The sequence below is a fragment of the Alistipes sp. DJF_B185 genome, assembly GCF_964250025.1.
Lineage (GTDB): Bacteria > Bacteroidota > Bacteroidia > Bacteroidales > Rikenellaceae > Alistipes > Alistipes finegoldii.
This window is the reverse complement of sequence record NZ_CAXUDY010000007.1, coordinates 34,580-56,257: the sequence shown is the minus strand read 5'-3', so window position 1 is coordinate 56,257 and position 21,678 is coordinate 34,580. Positions and strand designations below refer to the sequence as shown.

Here is a 21,678-nt window from a genome sequence, read left to right as displayed (position 1 = left end):
GCTAACGATAAAACAGGATATACGATGAAAAAGAATATTATATTACTTATGACGGCAGTGTTCGGAGTGTTCGTTTTGGCGGGCTGCTCCGAGGACGACCTGAAAAAGACGAGTGCTGTCCTCGACTCGCCTACCGTCGAGAACGATTTCGACAGATGGCTTGCCAAGAACTATATGGAACCCTACAACATCGATTTCAAATATCGTTTCAAAGATGTTCTGGGCGACATGGACTACAACCTGACTCCCGCGGATTACGGACAGGCGATCAAACTGGCCAAGCTGACGCTGCACCTGACGCTGCAGGTTTACGACGAAGTGACGGGCAACAGGCAGTTCATCAGCGAGAACTTCCCGAAGATCGTCCATGTTATCGGTTCGCCGGCCTATAACGAAAACAACAATATCGTACTCGGTGTGGCCGAAGGCGGTAAGATGATGACCCTTTATCAGGTAAACATCATCGACTATCTGCTGGAGACGAAGAATATCGACCAGCTCAACGAGCTCTTCTTCAAGACCATGCACCATGAGTTCGGTCACATCCTCCACCAGACGCGGCCCTACTCGACCGACTTCAACGCCGTGACGCCTTCGAGCTACGTCGGCGACGCATGCTTCGACACCTATCGGACGGATGCAGCGGCTCGTCAGGCCGGGTTTATCACGCGTTATTCGTCGAAGGCTCCCGATGAGGATTTCGTGGAACAGCTCTCGCTCTACGTAACCTCGACGGCTGCCGAATGGGAAGCCATTCTCGCACAAGGCGGCAGCGCCGGACGTCCGCTTCTCGAACAGAAGAACGATATCATGCGTGCCTACATGCTCAGCACATGGGATATCAATATCGATGAACTGCGAAAAGTGGTATTACGTCGGCAGAATGAGATTTGGTCGCTCGATTATAACATTTAATTCGTAAAAGAGATGAAAAAACTTATCATATTATTAGCGGTTTTGCCGCTTGTCCTCTCTTCGTGCCTCAAAGACGACAAGGACGCTTTCGGCAAAACGGCCAGTGAGCGAATCCGCGAGGTGCAGGAGGGCACCGAAAAGGCGCTGACCGGAGCTGCCAACGGCTGGCTGATGGAGTACTATCCCAGTGCGACGCAGGAGTACGGAGGCATTGCGATCTACATGAAGTTCCAGAACGGAACGGTTACCGTAACTTCCGAAGCGGGAGGCGCCGGCAAGACCGCCGAGAGTCTCTACTCGTACGATCAGGATTACGGTCCCACGATCAATTTCGACACTTACAATCCGTACTTCCATATCTATTCGGAGCCGAACTCCGGTGTCGGCCCGACCAATACGGGTATGGGAGGCGACAGCGAGTTCATCATCATGAGCTACGCGGCCGACAAAGTCGTTCTGCGCGGCAAGAAGACCCAGAACACCATCGTGCTGACTCCCCTGCCGGAAACCGCATGGAACACGATGTTCGGCAAATATTCTGCGGATGTGACCAAGATGGACAATTTCCGGTCCTACGAACTCGTTCTCAACGGCAAGACCTACGACATTTCGCGCGAGGTGGCGGCCGGTTATAACTCCCGTTATTTTTCGGTTGTGACTGAAAACGGAACGATTCCCGCAAGCTTCATCTACACGCAGGATACCGGACTCAAGTTCTATGAGCCGCTGGTTGTCGACGGAGTGTCGATCGAGGAGATGACTTGGAGCGGCGGCATGTTCACCGACGAGATGAGCGGCGCCCGGATTCAGGAAACGGTATCCAACAATAAGTTCACCTTCGCCGTATCGGACATCAAGGCTACTTCGGTCAACGTAGAAACGACGCCGACTGTTGCAAACGAGTACTACTATTTCGACGTCGTGCCGTCGAGTGCATTCGCAAGTGCATCGGATGAGGAGATTCTGTACGAACTGATGGACGGAATCACGTCGATGAACCAATTGTCGCTCGGCAAAATGATGAAAACGCTGACGGTAGATTCTGACACGGAGTACATACCCTGCGCATTCGGTCTTAAAATCGTAAACGGCTGGATCTATCCGATCACGGAACTGGCAAAGGGCACCGCTTTCATGAGCGGTCAGGGCGATCCGATGTCGCCGGAATACCAAGCATGGCTCGGTACATGGACCGTCACCAGTACGTCGTCCGAAAAGAGCAAGCAGCCGATTACATTCGACATCACGCTTGCCAAGAAGGTCGCCAACACCTCTTATTCGCTGACCGGCTGGGATATTTCGGTCCGCCGACTGACTTGGGCGGGAACTGCCGACTTCAAAGCAACCAACAATTCGTTCGAGATCATAAACGGGCAAGAACTCCCGTATTCGGATCCCAACGGTACGCCGTATCTTATCGCCCGCGGAATCGCAGCATCGGGCACCTATATCGTCTCTGGCAGCTACCCGGCTCTGACCGGCGTTATGAATTCCGACGGAACAGCTTCCGTTTCCTGCTATAAGGGCAAGTTCTCGGACGGCGAGGAGTTTACCGTAGGTACGGTAGGATATTTCATAGATACCGGAGGCAGCTACGGATCTTATGGTCCCGCAGCAGGATTTACATCGGGAGATCATCCGGTCGGACCGTTCAAGATGGTTAAGAAATCGGCTGCCGGCGCCCCCGCCAAAGCCGCTGCTCTGACGAACGTCAATACTGTAATCCGGTACCACAAATTATCGGATATTCCGCAGATAAATTTATCGTCGTTTCAGATCGGCATCAATGTAAAAGCTGCAAAGCTCGAATAAGAGCCCTTGCATTATTGATCAATAGGGGTGGGAGGAGTCATTATCGAATGACTCCTCCCAAATTTTAGAGGGATTACCATCGTTTCATCTGCATGAGTTCGGTATTGCACCGGACTCATGTTTGTCAATGGACTCTTCATAGGCGCGCAGGCAGGCGCAGCCGACTGCCGGAGAGGTCTTCAAGCGGAATGCAGGCTGGGACGGTTCGTCTCCATAAAATAATAAATAGGATAATAATTTGCATAAATCCGCACAAAATCGCATATTTGTATCTTAATCTTCCGTTACGAACCATTTATGGAATCTTTTTTGAACCATACGCCGGCGGCATATACACACTGCAAATCCGCTCCGGAAGATCTGCCGCTCCTATCCTTTGTCAACTATTCAAAATCATAGTTATGAACAACAGAAAATTACTCATTTTTGCGTCATTCCTGCTGTTGGCGGGCTGTACGACCGATCCGGATATGGATAATAACGTGGGGGGGGGTACTTCCGCGCAGACTCCGTCGGCCAAGATCGTCAACACCTCCGCCGATGCGGCGGCCGAAACGCTTCTGGTCTATTTCAACGACCGTGCGGTCGAAAGCATCGAAAGCACCGCTGCCGCAACCCGCACTGCGGCGACCCGTTCGGGAGTCGCCTCCGTAGACGACGTTCTGAGCCGTCTGGAGATCGTTTCGTTGGAACGTCTTTTCACTTACGACGCCCGGAGCGAAGAACAGACCCGCGCCGCAGGGCTGCATAAATGGTACATACTCACCTTCGGCCAAGGCGCGGATCTGGAAAAAGCCGCAAGGGAGCTGGCCGGAGTGGCCGAAGTGAGCCGCATACAATTCGACACGAAACTGCAAAAGGCATCGGTCGGCAATCCCATGCCGTTCAGAATCGACGAGACGGGGACGACCCGCGCCGATTTCTCCGGCAGCGGCTTCAATGATCCCGGACTTCCGAACCAATGGCACTACAGCAACAACGGCGACAAAATGTTCGCGGCTACGACGGCCGCAGGCGCCGACATCAATGTTCCGGAGGCATGGAAACTGACCGGCGGCAGCCCTTCGATCATCGTCGCCATCGTCGATGAAGGCGTGAAATACACCCATCCCGATCTGGCCGACAACATGTGGGTAAATAAGGCCGAACTGAACGGTGCGGCAAACACCGACAATGATGGGAACGGCTATAAGAACGACGTACATGGCTACAACTTCGCTACAAACTCCTCCAATCTGACATGGAGTGTATCGCATTATGACAATAAAGGCAAATACGACGGCGATTCGGGCCACGGCACCCACGTCGCAGGTACGGTAGCCGCCGTAAACAACAACGGCAAAGGCGTCTGCGGCGTAGCGGGCGGCACGGGCAGCAACGACGGCGTGAAACTCATGTCGTGCCAGATTTTTTCGGGCGGCAAGGGCGGCACCATCTCGACTTCGGTCCGGGCGATCAAATACGCCGCCGACAACGGCGCCTCGATCATCCAGTGTTCGTGGGGCTACCCCACTCAGTCGCCGTTCACGTCGGACAGCTTTTATGAAAGGAATTACGCTGCGGAAAAAGAGGCGATCGACTACTTCGTCTCGAAAAAGAACAACGACGTACTCGACGGTGGCCTTGCGATCTTCGCCGCAGGCAACGACGCCACCAACTTCGCGAGTTATCCGGGCGGCTACCGCAGCTACGTTTCGGTCACCTCGTTCGGCCCGGACTACCTGCCGGCCTACTACACGAATTACGGTTCCGGCTGCAACGTCGCGGCTCCGGGCGGCGACGCCAGCATCTCGCCCGCAGGAACCAGCGCCGCGCAGGTGCTTTCGACACTGCCTTCCGAGCTACCCGCAGAACTCGGCACCGACGGAGCCGACTACGGCTACATGCAGGGCACCTCGATGGCCTGCCCCCACGTATCGGGCGTCGCCGCGCTGGGACTCTCCTACGCGCTGGCCAAAGGCAGGCATTACACGGTGGACGAGTTCAAATCGATGCTCCTGACCGCCGTAAACGACATCGACTCCTATATCATCGGCGGCACCAAAAACGGCATGGTACTCCGCAACTACCGCAAGAATATGGGCACCGGATCGATCGATGCCTACCAGCTGCTGATGCAGATCGAAGGCACGCCCTGCCTGCCGGCTAAAGTCGGCGTACAGCAGGTGCTCTCGCTCGACAAGTTCTTCGGGCAGGCTTCGGCGAACCTGACCTACAAGAGCGCCGAAATGTCGCAGGCCGACATGGACAAGCTGGGGATCACCGCCGCGCCTGCGTTCTCGTACGGAAAACTGCAGATCAAATGCACCAAACCGGGCGTCGCCAAGATCAAGATCAAGGCCATGGCCGGAAGTTCCTCGGCAAACGGAGAGATGAGCGGCATGGAGATCACCAAGGAGTTCGCGATCATTGCCCGCGCGGTACAAGCCGGCAACGGGGGTTGGTTATAATATAAACGTATGAAAACTATGAGAAAGACTATCTATATCGTACTGGCCGCATTGGGCCTGTGTCTGTTCGCCGGCTGCGGATCGTCGGACAAGGAGAAGGTGTCGCCCACGGCAAAACAGCTCGTCGGCGAGTGGCAGCTCAAGACATGGACGGGCGAGACTCCGCAGGATTTCGATATTTACCTCTCGTTCGGAGCGGACAATACTTTCGAGATATACCAAAGGCTCGCCGAGGTAAAATACCAGAAATTCACCGGCAGTTATCAGGTGCAGAACGACGTGCTCAGCGGAAAATACAGCGGCGGCAAGAACTTCGGAAGCACCTACGACATTTCATTCAACGAATCGGGCAGCACGCTGACGCTGACCAGCGCCACGAACGTTACGGAAGTGAGCGTATACGAGCGCAGCACGATTCCGAATTCGGTCAAGGAGGGCGCCGCCGTGATGAAATCCACCCGTTCGGCGGTACGGCTGGCGCTGTAGGCCGTCCGCCGCAAAGGTCAAAACAGAGAATCTCCGGTCTTATGACCGGAGATTTTTTCATGCCGGAGTCATTCACACCCCACCGGCGGCCGATTTCCGGACGCAAACGCCGTTCATGTCCGAAAAACTGTTATATTTGCCCTCTGGAAGAGAAATTATATTTACAGAAACATCAGACGGACAGCCGGATAGCTCTCGATTTCCGTTTTGGCACATTTTTCACTATCTTTGGACAAAATACGTTACATATTATGAACATCACCGAAATTCTGCCCGGCATTCATTACGTCGGGGTCAATGATCGCACGACAACCCGTTTCGAAGGCCTCTGGTCGCTTCCCCACGGAGTTTCATACAACGCATATCTGGTCGCAGACGAGAAGGTCGCCCTGATCGACACCGTCGAAGAGGCTTTCGGAAGCCGTTTGTTCGAAAATATCCGCGAGACGATCGGCGACCGCCCGATCGACTACCTCGTGGTCAATCACATGGAGCCGGACCACTCGTCGTCCATCCGCGCCCTGCGCCTGCTCTACCCCGACATCCGGATCGTCGGCAATGCCAAGACGCTGCAAATGATCCAAGGCTTCTACGGCATCGACACCGGGACGCTCGAAGTCAAGGAGGGCGACACGATTTCGCTCGGCGCGAAGACGCTCTCGTTCTACATGGCGCCGATGGTACACTGGCCCGAAACGATGGTCACGTGGTGCGCCGAAGCCGGGACGCTCTTCTCTGGCGACGCTTTCGGCACGTTCGGGGCTATCGACGGCGGCATCACCGATTCGCAGCTCGACCCGTCGCGCTACTGGGACGAGATGCGCCGCTACTACGCCTGCATCGTGGGCAAATACGGCGGCCCCGTGCAGAAAGCGCTGGCAAAGGTCCGCGGACTGAACCCCACGACCATCTGTTCGACCCACGGTCCCGTATGGCAGCGGCAGATTCCGCAGGTAATGGATATTTACGACCGTCTGAGCCGCTACGAGGGAGAACCCGGCGTAGTGCTCGCCTACGGTTCGATGTACGGCAACACGGAGCAGATGGCCGAACGCATCGCCCGCGAGCTTGCGAGCCGGGGCGTCGGCCCGATCGTCATGTACAACCTTTCGTTCGCCGACGAATCGGTCGTGCTGCGCGACGTGTTCCGCTACGACACGCTGATCGTCGGCGCGCCGACCTACAACGGAGGCATCTACCCGCCCGCGGCGCGCCTGCTCGACCTGATCGCCGCTCGCTGCGTCCCGCAGCGCAACTTCGGGTGGTTCGGATCGTTCTGCTGGGCCGGGGCCGCCGTGCGCGGCATGGGCGAATTCGCGCAGCGCATGAAGTGGGAGCCGATCTGCGATCCCGTGGAGATGAAGCAGGGCTTCTCGTCCGGCTGCCACGACTTCTGCAGCCGGTTCGCCGACGGCGTCGCCGAGCGCTTCCGCCGCTGAACATACACACACCAAAAACTCACAATATGAAAATCGCAGTCGTAGGAACGGGGTACGTCGGTCTGGTTTCGGGGGCTTGTTTCGCCGAAATGGGCCTCGACATCACGTGCGTCGATATAGACAAAAAGAAGATCGACGGGCTGAACAACGGCGTCATCCCGATCTATGAACCGGGGCTGGAAGAGGTCGTCCGGCGCAATGTCGAAGAGGGCCGTCTGCACTTCACGACCGAACTCACGGATTGTCTTGACAACGTGGAGGTGGTCTTCTCGGCCGTAGGCACGCCGCCCGACGAGGACGGCTCGGCCGACCTGAAATACGTGCTGGAAGTGGCCCGCACGTTCGGGCGGAATATCAAGAAATATACGGTGCTGGTGACCAAAAGCACCGTTCCGGTAGGTACTGCGCAGAAAGTCAAGGCCGTAATCCGCGAAGAGCTTGCCCGGCGGAAGTGCAAGGTGCCGTTCGACGTCGCTTCGAACCCCGAATTTCTGAAGGAGGGCGCGGCTGTCAAGGACTTCATGTCGCCCGACCGCGTGGTCGTGGGCGTCGAAAGCGAACGGGCGCGCAAGCTGATGACCAAGCTCTACCGGCCGTTCCTGATCAACAATTTCCGCGTGCTGTTCATGGACATTCCCTCGGCCGAGATGACCAAATACGCCGCCAACGCCATGCTGGCGACGCGAATTTCGTTCATGAACGAGATCGCCAACCTGTGCGATCTGGTAGGCGCCGACGTCGAGATGGTCCGCAAAGGAATCGGTTCCGACGCCCGCATCGGCAGCAAATTCCTCTATCCGGGCTGCGGTTACGGCGGCTCGTGCTTTCCGAAGGACGTGAAGGCGCTGGCCCACACGGCACACGAACACGGCTACACGATGCAGGTGATCGAAGCCGTGGAGCGGGTCAACGAACGCCAGAAGTCGATCGTTTTCGACAAATTGCAGCTGGCGCTGGGCGACCTGCGCGGCAAGACCGTAGCCGTCTGGGGACTCGCCTTCAAACCCGAAACGGACGACATACGCGAAGCACCGGCATTGGTCGTGATCGACCGGCTGCTCGAAGCGGGAGCGACGGTCCGCGCATACGATCCGGTCGCCGCCAACGAATCCCGCCGCAGGCTCGGCGAAGAGCGCGTTTATCATGCCGCGTCGATGTACGAAGCCGCCGAAGGAGCCGACGCCGTCGCGCTGATCACCGAGTGGAAGCAGTTCCGCATGCCCGACTGGACGCTCCTGCGTTCGGCCATGCGCGACAACATCATCGTGGACGGCCGCAATATCCTCGACAAGGAGGAGGCGCTGAACGCCGGATTCCGCTATTACGGCATCGGGAAATAACAGGTGCAGCGGCATCCGGAATGCAATCCGGCAGGCTGCAGGAAGCGGTAACCGTATATAACACGAAGGCCGGAGCATACACTCCGGCCTTCGTGTTATCGTCTCGGCGATCCTACATGCGGACCTTGACGATGATCTTGCGTATGCTTCCCTCGCCCACCATCGGCGCATGGCCGTCCTCAGGCATGAGGATCGTAAACTGACCGGGACGGATCGTGTAGCAGGTCTGCGGCTCGTCGTCGAAGAGCTGAATATCCTTCTCGGCATCGAACCCGCCCAGCGGTTTGCTCAGGACGGCACGTTCGCTCCAGCCGAAGGTCTCGCGCTCGCCGCGGACAAGCACCTGAATGTCGAGATAGGCGTTGTGGATTTCCAGCTTGGCGTCGGCGGGCTTCTTCAATTCGGTATCCATGACATTCACATAAATATCCTTGCCGTCGAGTTCGTGGATACCGGGTTCCATCTTCTCCCAGTCGGTCGAGGCGATGAAACCGAAAGCTTTTTCCAGACGCGGATTCAACGAATAATAGAGCGCACTGTTTTTCAAAGAGTCGAAAATCATAATTATATCGGATTAGTTGTTCATTGCATTTTTCCGCAGCCGGACGACGACGGGATGGTGGTCCGAGTAATCGACCGTGGGCACCTCGTACGAGAGCGCATCGAAACCCTCCGAGCTGAGCACGTAGTCGATCCGCAGGGTATTGAAAAATCCGCGAAACGTATGCGAATAGCCCGAACCGCACTGGCTGAAAGCGTCGTTCAGGCCCTTGGCCATGGTGCGGTAAACGTACGACATGGGCGTATCGTTGAAGTCGCCGCAGACGATGCACCGCGAACGCCACGCCTCCACCACCACCGCGATGCTGTCCACCTGCGCGGCACGCAGCACGCTGTTCTCGCGGAAACGGCCCGCCATGCTCCGCAGTTTGTCCTCGCGCGCCGTATCGGAGAGAAATCCGCGGCTGGTGAGGTAGTCGTTGTCGGCCGCCTTGATCGCCGTCGAACGCAGGTGGTTGTTGAACACCCGAATCGTATCGTCGCCGATCAGCAGATCGGCCCAGACCGAGGTGCCGGGGGTCAGCACGACGCCGGAGCGCAGGATGCGGTATTTGCTCAGGATCACCAGCGGCGCGCCGTAAAGCGAATCGGGCGCCTGCGTACGTCCGAAAACGGCGCTTTCGTACTTCTCGTCCAGCAATGCGAACTCGTCGGACTGCCCGGCCAGCCGCGCGTTGAACTCCTGCAGGCAGATGATATCGGGATTATGGTCGCCGATCAGCTGCAGCACGTCTCCCACGCTGCTGAGTCCGTTCTCGCCGTAGAATCCCCGCACGTTATAGGTCATCACCTTGAAGGCGCGGCGGTCGTACCTCTCGTCGCCGTAATTACGGCGGAACTCAGGTCTGTAGAAAAGCGACACCTTGAAAAGCCCGACGACCACCAGCGCGACCATGATTCCGGCCCGCACCAGCCGCCAGCGGATGATCCAATAGAGCGCCAGCACAACCGTGACGACATAGACCGCCGGTGCGGCCAGCCCCAGCACGGGGAAGAACCACACCCGGCCCGGATCGACGTAGGGGACGAAAAAGGTGACGACCATCGTAACGGCCGTTACGGCCGTCAGGAGCGTCATCAGCAGATCGAGCAGCCGCAGCAACAGACTGCGCCGCGGCTTACGGCCGCGGTCGCTGTCATAACCGCTGTAATAGGTCTCGGACATAGGGTCAGAAACGGATTATGCCCCGCTGTTTCCACCATTGAAGCAGCAGGAAGCCCCACAACATGCCTCCCACATGGGCGAAATGCGCCACATTGCCCACGCCGCGCCAGCCCAAGAACAGTTCGATCACACCGTAGATGACAACGAACCATTTGGCCTTCATCGGAATCGGGGGAATCAGCAGCATGATGACCGCATTGGGGTGCAGGACACCGAAGGCCAGCAGCAGTCCCATCACGGCGCCCGAAGCGCCGACCAGCACCAGCGGGAATTCGCCGAAGGCCAGTGCCGTCAGGTATTGGATAAGCGCCGCGCCGATGCCGCAGACCATGTAATAGGTCAGAAAGCGTTTCTGCCCCAATTCATACTCCAGCGTACGCCCGAACATCCAGAGAGCGAACATGTTGAAGAAGATATGTTCGAAATTGGCATGCAGGAACATGTAGGTGATGAACTGATAGACATGGAAAAACGGCGTACCGAGCGACAGGGCGCAGTACTCCATGATCGCATTGCCCGCCTTCGGCAGCAACGCCGTGGCCATGAAGATCAGGACGTTGATGATTATCAGATTCAACACCACCGGGGGCGTCTGGAAATAATTCCTGTTCATAAATTATCTTTTTTCAGTTTCGTTGCGGTTTTCTCCCCGTCCCGTCTCTCAGGGCTGCAAACGCGGCCCGGCCTGCATTCGCAAGCCCGATCATGCGGGGAGCGGTTTTCAATTTTCCGCCCCGAAAACAAGCCGCATGGAGCCGGCCGGATCAGAGCGCCGAAAATTTATGCAAATGTACGTTTTTCCGCCGGATTATCCCAACTTGGCCCGGATATCTTCGACGGTTATCTCGGCGGTTATGGCTTTGCCCGATGGTGAAAAGCTGAAATTGCCCGAAGCGGCCAGCCGCGCGAGCAGTGCGGCGGCTTCGTCGCACGACATGAGACGCACAGTCTGCTTCGCGGCTCCGCGCGCCATCACGGCGGCGATCTTCTCGCGCCGCACGTCGGCCAGCGACATGGGCGTCGAGAAGGCCTGCAGCAGTTCGTAAAGCAACTGGTCCACCGAGTCGGCAGGCATGTCGGCCGGCGTGCCCTTCACCTCGACGGCGCAGTCGCCCTGAAAATCGAGATCGAAGCCCAGCGATGCGAATTCGACGGCATTCTCTTCGAGCAGGGCGTATTCGCTGTCCGAAAGCACCAGCCGTTCGGGAAACAGCAGCTGCTGACTCACCGACGAACCGCTGCCGAGCATCTTCAGGTAGTCTTCGTAAAGTATCCGTTCACGGGCGCGGCGCACGTCCACCACCACGAACCGTCCGCCCAGCAGGGCGGCGACATAGCCGCCTCCGAGCGGCAGCGGATCGGTAAATTCGGGCCGCCCGTCAACGTCGAGACGCTGTTGCTCGACCGTCGCTTCGGAGGGGATGAATTCTAGCTCGCTGGCATCGAAACCGCTCTCCGAAGTCACTTCGAAGCCCCCGCCCGACACGAAATCCTCGAAGGCGTCGTCCGCCGCAGAGGGAATCGAAAATTCGTCGGCGCCGCTGCCGGCCGCAGGAAATCCCCCGCCCCCGGCGCTGCGCAGGCCGCCCGGCAAAGCGACACCCGAACCGCGTCCTCCGCCGCGCGGAGCGAAGCCCGCGCCGGCATTGTCGGAGAGAGTTTGGCCGTTGTCGCTGAACGGCACGTCGAATCCGGCGAAATCGACGTTCGGATCGGGCGCCGACGGGTCGATGTACTCTTCGCGGAAAGGATTGTATTCGCTGTTGGACATGGCCCGCGGCTCGCTGTAGACCGCCCCTTTGGTCAGCACCGGAATCTCGACGATGCCTTCGCGGTCGAAATCCATCAGCGGCACGGCGCCCGTCTTGGCGAGCGTTTCGCGCACGGCGGCGTTCACGATCTGCCACACGGCCTCCTCGTCGGCGAATTTCACCTCGGTTTTCTGCGGGTGGACATTGACGTCGATGCGCGACGGGTCGATCGTCAGGTAGAGGAAATACGACGGCGAACTGCTTTCGGGAATCAGCTTCTCGTACGCCTTCATGATGGCGCTCGTGAGGTACGAACTCTTGAAATAGCGGCCGTTTACGAAGAGGTACTGTTCGCCGTTGCGCCGTTTGGCGGCGGCGGGACGGCCGATGTAGCCTTCGATGCGGGCGATCGAAGTGTCGGCCTCGACCTCCAGCAGATTCTGCTTGATATGGCGTCCCACCACATCGACGATACGTCCGGCGAGCGACGCCGCACCCAGCGTATAGACCGAGGCGTCGTTGGCGTATAGCTCGAAGGCGATCTGCGGATTGCACAACGCCACACGCTGGAATTCCGACTTGATCTGCGCCGCCGACGTGGTGCTCTTGTCCAGAAAACGGCGGCGGGCCGGGACATTGTAGAAAAGGTTGCGCACGAAAAACTGCGACCCTGCGGGACACATCACCGGGGTCTGTCCGGCGAACTGGCCGCCGTTGATCTCGGTCTGCGTGCCGACTTCGTCGCCCTCCTGCCGCGTCCGCAGTTCGACCTGCGCCACGGCGGCGATCGAAGCCAGCGCTTCGCCGCGGAAACCGAAAGTATTGAGTGCGTAAATATCGTCCACGGAGGTTATCTTGCTCGTGGCGTGGCGGTCGAAAGCCATGCGCGCGTCGATGGGCGACATGCCGCAGCCGTCGTCCACGATCTGAATCAGGTCCTTGCCGCCGTCGCGGAAATTGACCTTTACGGTGCGTGCGCCTGCGTCGATCGCATTCTCCATCATCTCCTTGACCACCGAGGCGGGACGGTTGACGACCTCGCCCGCCGCGATCTGATTGGCTACGACCTCCGGTAATAATCTGATCTTATCTGCCATCTACTCCTGATAATCGTTGGGTACCACCGTGATAGGCTGCTCCTGCCACTCGACGTCGGAAATGCCCGACTGGTCGAGTCCGTTGCGCCGCACCGACTCTTCGGCGCCCGCCGCTTCGGTCTGCGCCGGGGCCGAGGTCCGCGCCCGCAGGAAAACGTCGGCGAGCCTCGGATAGAGGATATAGATGAACAGCAGCACCAGAACCGCGCCTACGGCCATCTTCCAAATGCGGTCGCGGCCCGTCTTCTCCTCCTTGGAACGGCGTGCGGCGCGCGCATCGCGCTGGGTGCGGATATATTGTCCGGGGCGGTATTCGCCGCCGGCGTCTTCGGCTCTTTCGCCCCGAAGCTCGGCGCGGCGCTGTTCGCGCGCCTCCTTTTCGGGGTCGTAATAACGCGGTATGTAATTGAATTTGTTCGCGTGCTTCTTGAACGGGGTGAAACCTAACATGGCGTGTCCTCCTATTTTTTTGTAAAGATACGAATTCTTCCGCAATTTTATTGCCCCGAATTCCTTTTTCCGGCACGGGCGCATGCGTCCGTCGCGCGCGGGAAGCGGGTTGCGGCCGGGGCGGCTCCCGATCTGCCAATACGGCGGAATGCCGGAACCCGCAGGGGTATTCAGCACTCCGCCGTAGAGACGAAACCGTATCGTTTCCTAACGGAAGAAACTCTTCATCCGCTCGAAAATATTCTGGTTTTTGACCGAGTCGGCTTTCTGGAAACCGGGCTGCCGGGACAACTCCTCGACCAGCCGCTTCTCCTCGGCATTGAGTTTCGACGGAATGGTGATGTCCACCACGACCAGCTCGTCGCCGCGGCCGTAACCGTTCACGTCGGGCAAACCCTTGCCGCCCAGACGCAGCACCTTGCCGGCATGCGTTCCCGGAGCGATCTTGATCTTGGCGCGGCCGTCTACCGTCGGCACCTCGACCGTACCGCCCAGCAGAGCCAGCGTCACGGTGATATTGAGGTTGTGAATCAGGTCGTTGCCGTCGCGCATCAGTTCGGGATGCGGCTCCTCTTCGATCAGCACTTGCAAGTCGCCGTTGACGCCGCCGTGGCGCGCGGCGTTGCCCTTGCCCGTGACGGTGAGCATCATGCCCTCGCCCACGCCGGCCGGAATCTTGATCTCCACGACCTCCGAACCGCGGACGGTGCCTTCGCCCTTGCACTTGTCGCAGGGCGAAGTGATGACCTTGCCCGTACCGCCGCAGGTCGGGCACACACTCTGGGTCTGCATGCGGCCGAAAAAGGTGTTTTCGACGCGCGTCACATGGCCCGTGCCGTTACACGTCGAGCAGGTCGAATAGGAATCGGCGTCCTTGGCTCCCGTGCCGCCGCACTTGTCGCAGGCGACGGTCTTGTTGATCTTGAGCTTCTTGGTGACGCCGTTGGCGATCTCGGCCAGCGTCAGCCTGACCTTGATGCGGATATCGGAGCCGCGGTTCACGCGCCGGCCGCCGGACGACGACGAACGGAACCCGCCCCCGCCGAAATGTCCGCCGAAAATATCGCCGAACTGTGAGAAAATATCCTCCATCGAGAAGCCTCCGCCGCTGAAGCCGCCGAAACCGCCTCCGCCGCCTGCCGCGCCGCTCATGCCGGCATGGCCGAACTGGTCGTAACGGGCACGCTTGTCGGGGTTCGACAACACGTCGTAGGCTTCTGCTGCCTCCTTGAATTTCTCCTCGGCCTGCTTGTCGCCCGGATTCTTGTCCGGGTGATACTGAATGGCAGCCTTGCGGTAGGCCTTCTTTATTTCGTCGGCGTTAGCGTTCTTCTGGACGCCCAGCACTTCGTAGTAATCCCTCTTTTCAGCCATCTTCTCACTCTCCTACAACGACTTTTGCAAAACGCAGCACCTTGTCGCCCAGCATGTAGCCGGTCTGGACGACGTCTACGACCTTGCCCTGCATATCCTCTCCGGCGGCGAACTTGGCCACGGCCTCGCATAGGTCGGCGTCGAACTCCCGGCCCTTGACGTCGATCTCGGTCACGCCCTTCTGACGCAGGGTTTCGGTAAATTTCTGCGATATCAGGTTCACGCCGGCGCGCAGCGCTTCGATATCGTCGCTTTTCTGCATGGCATCGACCGCCCGCTGCACGTCGTCGCGCACAGGAAGCATCGCCAGCAAGACGTCGCGGCCTCCGGTCTGCACCAGATCCATCTTCTCCTTGAGCGTACGCTTGCGGTAGTTGTCGAACTCGGCCTGCAGACGGATGTATTTATCCTGCCATTCGGCGGCGGCCGCCGCAAAATCGGGTGCGGCGCCGCTGTCGGCCCCGTCTGCCATTGTGTCAGTCTCCTCCTGCGGCTCATCTGACACATTGGCACAGGGTTCGCCGTCGCACGAGGGATAACCGTCGCCCGGCTCGAACCCTTCGTCGCCGTTAATGGCTTCATTATAAGCTTTTTCCTTTTTCATATATAGTTGTTTTTCAGATTTTCCGTCTTATAGTCGATCAAATTGTATACCAACCTCCGGAAGGGCCTATCCGATGATGAAAATAGCAGGGCGTTTGTTCATCGCGGGCAGTTCGGCGGCACGCCATTCGCGGACGCGGAGCGTGCGGATGAATTCGCCGGGAGCCGTGATGTCCATGGCCACCGTCAGCCGCGTTTCGGGCGCAAGGGTCTGCAACAGCTGCTCCATCAGCTTGACGTTGCGGTACGGGGCCTCGATGAAGAGCTGCGACTGGCCTTCGGCGTGCGCGCGGCGTTCGAAACGGCGGATCGCCTGCACCCGTTCGGGCGGTTTGACGGGCAGATAGCCGTTGAAAGCGAACGACTGTCCGTTAAGCCCCGACGCCATGACCGCCATGACGATCGACGAAGGTCCGACGAGCGGCACGACACGGATTCCGCGGCGGTGGCAGGCTTCGACCACCAGCGCCCCCGGATCGGCGACGCCCGGCACGCCCGCTTCGGAAATCACGCCCGCCGAACGCCCCTCGACGAGCGGTTTCACCAGCTCTTCGACCTCACGCCCGGCGACGGTATGTTCGTTCAGTTCGCGGAAGCAGAGCGTGTCGATCGGGCGCGCCGCGCCCGCTTTCGACAGAAACCGCCGCGCCGTGCGGGTATTCTCGACGATAAAATAGTCGAGCGAATCCATAACGGCGCGGTTTGCTGCGGGCAGCACGTCCCACGGCGCCGTTTCGTCCGAGATCGGACACGGGATCAGATAGAGTGTTCCGTACATTTTTTCAGTTCAGCGATTTTTCGTTCCAACAATCCGACACGGTTCGTAATGCGGACATACTGCACGGCGAACCAGAGACTCAGCGCCATGGCCCCGACGATCACCAGACCGGGAAACCCGCCGAGACAGAGCCAGCTGAGCAGAAATCCCGCGATCGAAAGCGTCAGCGGAGCTTTCCGGACAAGAAAGGCCAGTGCCGCGTAGACGCATGCCAGCGCAGCCATGAAAATCCCGACGGCCCGCATCGTCGCGTCGCCCCCGGCATGCACCAGCACGACCACGCCGCCGACAAGCGCGAAAAACGCGGCGCAGAGCATCGCGACCTTCGCCCGGCCCAGCTGGTCGAGGGCCGACTCCGCTTCGACGCGGGCCGTCAGCAGGCGGGTTTCGAGACACTTCACGGCCTGCATCCTCTCCGCCGGACAGTTGCAGGCGGGACATTTGTCCGCTCCGGGCGCGATCAGGCCGCCGCAGTCGTAGCACTTCATCCCGTTATTCCTTGAGATAGATGCGTTTCACACGTCCCGAAACCGAGGTCATGATTTCATACGAGATCGTATCGAGCACACGGGCCATCGTTTCGAGGTCGTTGCCCGGCACGGGCGAGAAGACCGACACTTCGTCGCCCTCCTTCACGCCGGGAATGTCCGTAATGTCGATCATGCAGCTGTCCATGCAGACCCGGCCGATGATCGGCGCAGGCTGTCCGGCCACGAGCACCGACCAGCGGCCGCAGCCCAGATGCCGGTCCAGCCCGTCGGCATAGCCGATCGGTATCGTGGCCGTAGTAGTCGGCCGCGTGAGCTTCCCGGCGCGGCCATACCCCACCGCATCGCCCGCAGGCAGGCGTTTGATTTGCACGATGCGGGTTTTGAGCGTCGAGACGGGACGCAGGGCGTCGTTGTGCCGGAACCCGAAGCCGTAAAGCCCCAGCCCCAGACGGCACATGTCGAACTGCGCTTCGGGGAAGCGCTCGATGGCGGCCGAATTGGCCGCATGGCGGATGACCGGATAAGGCAGCGAGGCGGCGAGCTGCGCGCTCATGCGGTCGTAGAGGGCGATCTGCGCCCGCGTATAGGCATCCTCTTCGGGCATGTCGGCGCAGTTGAGGTGCGAGAAGACCGAAGCCGCCTTGACCTGCGGCGTCGCAGCGAGCGTCGCGCACAACTGCGCGATCTCCTGCTCCACGAACCCCAGCCGGTGCATGCCCGTATCCAACTTGACATGAATCGGATAACGGGTTTCGCCCGCGTGCGTCACGGCGTCGGCGAAAGCGCCGAGCGAGTGGAAACTGTAGATTTCGGGTTCGAGCCGGTTGGCGATCATCACGTCGAAGCTGTCGGCGTCGGCGTTGAGCACCACGATCGGCATCGAAATCCCCCGCTCGCGCAGCAGTACGCCCTCGTCGGCGAACGCCACGGCGAGATAGTCCACGCCCTGATGCTGGAGCATCTGCGCGACTTCGAAATCGCCCGCGCCGTACGAACCGGCCTTGACCATCGCCACGAGCCGGGTCCCGAAGCTCAGCTTCGACCGGAAATAGTTGAGATTATGGATCATGGCGTCGAGATCGACCTCCAGCACCGTCGTATGACTTTTGCGGGAGAGCAGGTGCACCAGTTTTTCGAAACGGAAATCGCGTGCGCCTTTCAACAGGATCGCACGCCCGGCCACGGCGTCGCGGTTGATGCGCGCGACGCATTCGTCGGTAGCCGTAAAGAACTCCTTGTCGCAGGCGAACAGCGCGGCATAGCGTTTCAGGCGGGGACCGATACCGATCAGGAAGTCGATTCCGGCGCGTGCGACCATGCCCGCCACGCGGCCGTAAAGCTCGTCGTCCGAGAGACCGCTCTGCGAAATGTCCGACAACACGAGCGTACGGCGGCGGCTCAGCGCCACGCTGTGCAGGTAGTCCAACGCCAGCGCCAGCGAATTGAGGTCAAGGTTATAGGCGTCGTTGATAAGTATCGAGTCGTTGATGCCCTCCTTCACTTCGAGACGCATCGCCACCGAAGGAGCCCCGGCGAACGAAGGGGCGGGATAGCGCATCGCATCGCAGAACGCCTCGACGATCTGGGCGTTGCGGCGCGAAGCGGCGTTGCCTATGACCGATTCGGGCACTTCGGGATATGAGGCGGCATCGACGGGACGGCGATCGGCGAAATGCGCCGCGACCATACGGCCCAGCGGCTCGTAATAGCTGTGGTAGATGATTTTGGAAGCGCTGCGGGCGAGAATCATCTTCTCGTCGCATTTCTGTTCCAGATTGATGAAATTCTCCTGATGGGCGTCGCCGATCGAAGTGAAGATCACCGCGTCGGGGCGGATAATGCGTTCGAGCCGCTCCATCTCGCCGGGTTTCGAGATGCCCGCTTCGAAAATCGCCAGTTCCTCGTCGCCCTCCAGCATCAGCACCGAAAGCGGCACGCCCAGCTGCGAATTGTAACTCTTCGGCGAACGGTAATATTTCATGCCTTCGGGCAGCTCCTCGGCGATCCACTCCTTGATGACGGTCTTGCCGTTCGAGCCGGTGATGCCGACCACCGTGCCCCGGAACTGCGCCCGGTGATAGGCCGCCAGCCGCTGAAGGGCTTCGATGGCGTTGTCCACCTGCACGAAACCGCACTCCCCGGTGCACGAGGAGGCTTCGACACCCCGCTCGACGAGGAACGCACGCACGCCCCGGCTCTGCATGCCGGCGATGAAATCATGCGAATCGTGGTTCGCGCCGCGCATGGCGACGAACATCGGGCGGCACCCCAGCTCGCACGAAAGCGAACGGCTGTCGGTAACGACCGACCGCACCTCGGAATCGCAGCCCGAAAACTTTCCGCCGCAAATGGCGGCAATACGTGAAAGTCTGTAATTCATCCTCTTATCATTTTTCCGTTCCGTCCGCCCTGCGGTCTGTAGGCATCTGCCCCGCATTCGGCCGGAACGCCGCGAAAAATCGTCAGTCCATCTTAAAAGTCACGATCGTAATGCCCGCCCCGCCGCGGTCGGCATGCTCGTCCTTGGCGCTTTCGACCTCAGGAACCGTGCGCAGATAGCGGCGGATCTCCTCTTTCAAGGCCCCCGTACCCTTGCCGTGGAGAATCGAAACCGACCCCACGCCCACCATCAAGGCGTCATCGACGAAATCCTGCACGGCGTCCAGCGCTTCGGCGGCGCGCATGCCCCGCACGTCGATATGGTCCCTGAAATTGAGTTTGCGGGCCGAAATATCGACCGAGACCACCGTACGGGCCGTCTGCGGGCGCGTCGCTTCGCGGAACTCGCTGTTCGACACCACGGTCAGCAGTTTCTTGTCTACCGTAGTAAGTATCTGACCGAAGGCGACCTGCACTTTCTTCCCCTTGACCGACTGCACCACGCCGACCATATCCTGCCCGGCCATGCGGACCTTGGAACCGGTTTCGACCTCGCGGGGTTTGGGCGGTTCGGGGGCGGCGGCCGCCTGCGCTTCGCCGCGCTGGGTTTTGCGCTCGATGCGCCGCTGGCGGCGGCGTTCGATGCGCTCGATCTCACGGGCCACCTGCGCGTCCTTCTCGGCCGTATCGGCCTGCTCGACCGCATCGCGGAAGTCGTCCAGCTCGCGGCGCGCCAGCCGCGTCAGCTCTTTTTCGGCCTGCGCTTCGCGGATGGTCCTGATCGTATTCTCGATCTGCTTGTTGGCGTCGGCGATCAACCGCTGGGCCTCCTGCTTGGCCTTTTTCAGAATCTCCTGCCGCTCGGATTTGATCTTCGCCAACTGCTCGGCGTAAGTCTGCTCCAGCTCTTCGACCTTGCGGTCCGTCAGGCGGATGCGGTCGCGTTTCTGTTCCCAGTAATGTTTGTCACGGGCGATTTCGCGCAGCTGCTTTTCGATGTTGATATGGTCGCTGCCGGCCTTCTCGCCCGCAATGCGGATAATCTCTTCCGGCAGGCCGATCTTGCGGGCGATCTCCACGGCGAACGAACTGCCGGGCTTGCCCGTTTCGAGCCGGAACAGCGGCCGGATATGCTGCACGTCGAACATCATGGCGCCGTTGGCGATGCCTTCGGCGTTCGACGCATAATACTTGATATTGGCGTAATGGGTCGTGATAACGCCGTAGCACCCCTTGGCCAGCAGGCGTTCGAGGATGGCTTCGGCGATGGCGCCGCCGATGACCGGCTCGGTACCCGACCCGAATTCGTCGATCAGCACCAACGTCGCGGAGGAGGCCCCGGCCAGCATGTTCTTCATGTTGAGCAGGTGCGACGAATAGGTCGAAAGATCGTCGTCGATCGACTGCTCGTCGCCGATGTCGATGAAGATCGACCGAAACACGGGCAGCTCGGAGACCTCCGACGCCGGCACGAGGAAACCGCACTGGAACATATACTGCACGATGCCCGTGGTTTTCAGGCAGACCGACTTGCCGCCCGCGTTAGGCCCCGAAATGACGAGGATATGCTTGCGGCGGTCCAGCTGCATGTCGAGCGGCACGACCTCGCGGCCCTGCGCCCGGAGCGTCTGCTGCAGCAAGGGATGGCGGGCGTTTTTCAGCACCAGCCGGTCGTCGGTCGAGACGATCGGCTTCACGCAGCCGTTCTCCGAGGCCCAGCGCCCTTTGGCGCGCAGCATGTCGATCTCGGCGAGGTAATCGCCCGAATCGGCGATCAGCTCCGCATCGGGACGCACCGAATCGGTGAACTCCGAGAGGATGCGGACAATCTCGCGCCGCTCGGCGTATTCCAGTTCGCGCAGTTCGTTGTTGATCTCCACCACCTCGACCGGCTCGACGTAGAACGTGCGTCCGGTAGCCGACTCGTCGTGGATGAAGCCCTGCAGTTTGCGCTTGTTGGCCGCGGCGACCGGAATCACGGCTTTGCCTTCGCGGATCGAAATCTGGGCGTCGGCATCGACGATGCCGGCGTTCTTGGCGGCCGACAGCACGGCCTGCAGACGCTTGGCGGCCTGTCCCTCGCGTTCGCGGACGGCGCGCCGGATCTCCAGCAGACCGGGCGAAGCGTTGTCCTTCACGTTGCCGAAACGATCGACGATGGCGTCGATCCGCTGCACGATTTCGGGAAAGGCCGCGACGCCGCGGCTGCGGGCGTGAAGCGCCGGATATTGTTCTTCGCGGTTGAGAATGAACGCTACGATGCCGCCGACGACCGTCAGCGCACGATGCAGCGTCACCACTTCCTCGACGTCGAGGAATGAGCCTTCGACGCGCAACTTGGCGACGATATGATCGACGTCGGGATACTCCCCGCCGGGAAATTCGTGTTCCATATCGAGCAGCAGACGCATCTCGTCGGCAAGCGTCAGCCGCCGGGCGATCTCGCGCGCCGAAGTCGAAAAGGTCTCGCCGGCCAGCCGCGCACGGGCGGCACGCATGGTACAGCGCGCCGCAACCTGTTCACGAAGCCGGTCGAAGCCGATCTTCTGCTCGAAGTTTGCAGGATAAATCATGGTGCTATGTCGGG

At 59.7% G+C, this 21,678-nt stretch carries 17 protein-coding genes; 6 read left to right on the top strand and 11 right to left on the bottom strand.

What is annotated here, in order from left to right:
- Positions 1-24: 24 nt before the first annotated feature.
- The 6 genes from ACESTR_RS10460 (at position 25) to ACESTR_RS10435 (ending at position 8,442) form a co-directional block, all read left to right on the top strand.
- The gene (locus ACESTR_RS10460; protein WP_288299017.1) at positions 25-915 is read left to right on the top strand and encodes a putative zinc-binding metallopeptidase; all 891 of its coding nucleotides are present in this window, start codon (positions 25-27) and stop codon (positions 913-915) included.
- Between the two features lie 12 nt (positions 916-927).
- Positions 928-2,727, top strand: coding sequence for a DUF4302 domain-containing protein (locus ACESTR_RS10455; protein ID WP_227042556.1), 1,800 nt, complete (start codon positions 928-930; stop codon positions 2,725-2,727).
- Between the two features lie 401 nt (positions 2,728-3,128).
- Positions 3,129-5,177 carry a S8 family serine peptidase gene (locus ACESTR_RS10450; protein WP_227042557.1) on the top strand — a complete coding sequence of 683 codons (2,049 nt, stop codon included), beginning with the start codon at positions 3,129-3,131 and terminating at the stop codon, positions 5,175-5,177.
- A gap of 18 nt (positions 5,178-5,195) precedes the next feature.
- A complete protein-coding gene (locus ACESTR_RS10445) occupies positions 5,196-5,663 on the top strand; it encodes a lipocalin family protein (protein ID WP_014774512.1) in 468 nt (155 codons plus the stop codon).
- Positions 5,664-5,914: 251 nt separating this feature from the next.
- The gene (locus ACESTR_RS10440; RefSeq protein WP_009598603.1) at positions 5,915-7,102 is read left to right on the top strand and encodes an FprA family A-type flavoprotein; all 1,188 of its coding nucleotides are present in this window, start codon (positions 5,915-5,917) and stop codon (positions 7,100-7,102) included.
- Between the two features lie 26 nt (positions 7,103-7,128).
- Complete coding sequence (locus tag ACESTR_RS10435) at positions 7,129-8,442, top strand: UDP-glucose dehydrogenase family protein (protein ID WP_009598637.1); 1,314 nt, start codon at positions 7,129-7,131, stop codon at positions 8,440-8,442.
- A 112-nt stretch (positions 8,443-8,554) separates the two neighbouring features.
- On the opposite strand, the gene ACESTR_RS10430 is transcribed toward ACESTR_RS10435, so the two are convergent.
- The 11 genes from ACESTR_RS10430 to ACESTR_RS10380 form a co-directional block, all read right to left on the bottom strand.
- Entirely contained in the window at positions 8,555-9,004 is a 450-nt protein-coding gene (locus ACESTR_RS10430) for a YhcH/YjgK/YiaL family protein (protein ID WP_009598600.1), read from the bottom strand.
- A 12-nt stretch (positions 9,005-9,016) separates the two neighbouring features.
- Positions 9,017-10,168 carry an endonuclease/exonuclease/phosphatase family protein gene (locus ACESTR_RS10425; RefSeq protein ID WP_009598601.1) on the bottom strand — a complete coding sequence of 384 codons (1,152 nt, stop codon included), beginning with the start codon at positions 10,166-10,168 and terminating at the stop codon, positions 9,017-9,019.
- Positions 10,169-10,172: 4 nt separating this feature from the next.
- Complete coding sequence (locus ACESTR_RS10420) at positions 10,173-10,781, bottom strand: rhomboid family intramembrane serine protease (protein ID WP_009598629.1); 609 nt, start codon at positions 10,779-10,781, stop codon at positions 10,173-10,175.
- Positions 10,782-10,976: 195 nt separating this feature from the next.
- Positions 10,977-13,016, bottom strand: coding sequence for a DNA mismatch repair endonuclease MutL (gene mutL / locus ACESTR_RS10415; protein WP_302575832.1), 2,040 nt, complete (start codon positions 13,014-13,016; stop codon positions 10,977-10,979).
- Positions 13,017-13,466 (bottom strand): hypothetical protein, encoded by a 450-nt coding sequence (locus ACESTR_RS10410; protein ID WP_130062707.1) that lies wholly within the window; start codon positions 13,464-13,466, stop codon positions 13,017-13,019.
- A gap of 207 nt (positions 13,467-13,673) precedes the next feature.
- On the bottom strand, positions 13,674-14,840 hold the full coding sequence (gene dnaJ, locus ACESTR_RS10405) for a molecular chaperone DnaJ (protein WP_014774517.1): 1,167 nt from the start codon (positions 14,838-14,840) through the stop codon (positions 13,674-13,676).
- A 4-nt stretch (positions 14,841-14,844) separates the two neighbouring features.
- Positions 14,845-15,444, bottom strand: coding sequence for a nucleotide exchange factor GrpE (locus ACESTR_RS10400; RefSeq protein ID WP_130062706.1), 600 nt, complete (start codon positions 15,442-15,444; stop codon positions 14,845-14,847).
- A gap of 66 nt (positions 15,445-15,510) precedes the next feature.
- On the bottom strand, positions 15,511-16,221 hold the full coding sequence (locus tag ACESTR_RS10395) for an SAM-dependent methyltransferase (RefSeq protein ID WP_009598638.1): 711 nt from the start codon (positions 16,219-16,221) through the stop codon (positions 15,511-15,513).
- Entirely contained in the window at positions 16,200-16,709 is a 510-nt protein-coding gene (locus ACESTR_RS10390) for a hypothetical protein (protein WP_237958979.1), read from the bottom strand. Before ACESTR_RS10390 ends, ACESTR_RS10395 begins: the two co-directional genes overlap by 22 nt.
- A gap of 4 nt (positions 16,710-16,713) precedes the next feature.
- On the bottom strand, positions 16,714-19,092 hold the full coding sequence (gene alr / locus ACESTR_RS10385) for an alanine racemase (protein WP_302269046.1): 2,379 nt from the start codon (positions 19,090-19,092) through the stop codon (positions 16,714-16,716).
- 82 nt (positions 19,093-19,174) lie between these two features.
- Positions 19,175-21,664, bottom strand: coding sequence for an endonuclease MutS2 (locus tag ACESTR_RS10380; protein WP_130062703.1), 2,490 nt, complete (start codon positions 21,662-21,664; stop codon positions 19,175-19,177).
- Between the last annotated feature and the right edge of the window lie 14 nt (positions 21,665-21,678).

Excerpts from the sequence above, each read along its gene's own strand:
- ACESTR_RS10445 (WP_014774512.1), top strand. The coding sequence starts at position 5,196 with ATGAGAAAGACTATCTATATCGTACTGGCCGCATTGGGCCTGTGTCTG.
- ACESTR_RS10420 (WP_009598629.1), bottom strand. The coding sequence starts at position 10,781 with ATGAACAGGAATTATTTCCAGACGCCCCCGGTGGTGTTGAATCTGATA.
- ACESTR_RS10440 (WP_009598603.1), top strand. The coding sequence starts at position 5,915 with ATGAACATCACCGAAATTCTGCCCGGCATTCATTACGTCGGGGTCAAT.
- ACESTR_RS10460 (WP_288299017.1), top strand. The coding sequence starts at position 25 with ATGAAAAAGAATATTATATTACTTATGACGGCAGTGTTCGGAGTGTTC.
- dnaJ (WP_014774517.1), bottom strand. The coding sequence starts at position 14,840 with ATGGCTGAAAAGAGGGATTACTACGAAGTGCTGGGCGTCCAGAAGAAC.
- ACESTR_RS10425 (WP_009598601.1), bottom strand. The coding sequence starts at position 10,168 with ATGTCCGAGACCTATTACAGCGGTTATGACAGCGACCGCGGCCGTAAG.
- ACESTR_RS10435 (WP_009598637.1), top strand. The coding sequence starts at position 7,129 with ATGAAAATCGCAGTCGTAGGAACGGGGTACGTCGGTCTGGTTTCGGGG.
- ACESTR_RS10380 (WP_130062703.1), bottom strand. The coding sequence starts at position 21,664 with ATGATTTATCCTGCAAACTTCGAGCAGAAGATCGGCTTCGACCGGCTT.
- ACESTR_RS10450 (WP_227042557.1), top strand. The coding sequence starts at position 3,129 with ATGAACAACAGAAAATTACTCATTTTTGCGTCATTCCTGCTGTTGGCG.
- ACESTR_RS10400 (WP_130062706.1), bottom strand. The coding sequence starts at position 15,444 with ATGAAAAAGGAAAAAGCTTATAATGAAGCCATTAACGGCGACGAAGGG.
- ACESTR_RS10455 (WP_227042556.1), top strand. The coding sequence starts at position 928 with ATGAAAAAACTTATCATATTATTAGCGGTTTTGCCGCTTGTCCTCTCT.
- ACESTR_RS10430 (WP_009598600.1), bottom strand. The coding sequence starts at position 9,004 with ATGATTTTCGACTCTTTGAAAAACAGTGCGCTCTATTATTCGTTGAAT.
- ACESTR_RS10390 (WP_237958979.1), bottom strand. The coding sequence starts at position 16,709 with ATGAAGTGCTACGACTGCGGCGGCCTGATCGCGCCCGGAGCGGACAAA.
- mutL (WP_302575832.1), bottom strand. The coding sequence starts at position 13,016 with ATGGCAGATAAGATCAGATTATTACCGGAGGTCGTAGCCAATCAGATC.
- ACESTR_RS10410 (WP_130062707.1), bottom strand. The coding sequence starts at position 13,466 with ATGTTAGGTTTCACCCCGTTCAAGAAGCACGCGAACAAATTCAATTAC.
- alr (WP_302269046.1), bottom strand. The coding sequence starts at position 19,092 with ATGAATTACAGACTTTCACGTATTGCCGCCATTTGCGGCGGAAAGTTT.
- ACESTR_RS10395 (WP_009598638.1), bottom strand. The coding sequence starts at position 16,221 with ATGTACGGAACACTCTATCTGATCCCGTGTCCGATCTCGGACGAAACG.